The sequence below is a fragment of the Lentzea albidocapillata genome (assembly GCF_000719115.1).
Taxonomy (GTDB): Bacteria; Actinomycetota; Actinomycetes; order Mycobacteriales; family Pseudonocardiaceae; genus Lentzea; species Lentzea albidocapillata.
In genome coordinates this window covers 1-306 of sequence record NZ_JOEA01000092.1, presented here as the reverse complement: position 1 = coordinate 306, position 306 = coordinate 1, and the positions used below count along the sequence as shown (strand labels likewise).

At 69.6% G+C, this 306-nt stretch carries 1 protein-coding gene; it reads right to left on the bottom strand.

The window, feature by feature from the left end; genetic code table 11:
• A partial coding sequence (locus tag IG04_RS43565) for a P-type ATPase actuator domain-containing protein (RefSeq protein ID WP_036017132.1) occupies window positions 1–306 on the bottom strand: 306 nt, incomplete at both ends.

Genomic DNA, 306 nt, shown 5'->3' with positions numbered 1-306 from the left:
GACCTCGACCGGCACCGACTCGCCGGTGAGCATGCTCGCGTCGATCGCCGAGCTGCCCTCCTCGATCACGCCGTCGGTGGCGATCTTCTCGCCCGGCCGCACCACGAACCGGTCGCCGACCTTCAGGTCGTCGATGCTGATGCGCTGCTCGCGTCCGTCCCGCAGTACCGCGACTTCCTTGGCGCCGAGTTCGAGCAGGGCACGCAACGCGGCACCGGCGCGACGCTTGGACCGTGCCTCGAAGTAGCGGCCGGCGAGGATGAACGTGGTCACGCCCGCGGCGACTTCGAGGTAGATGTTGCCGGC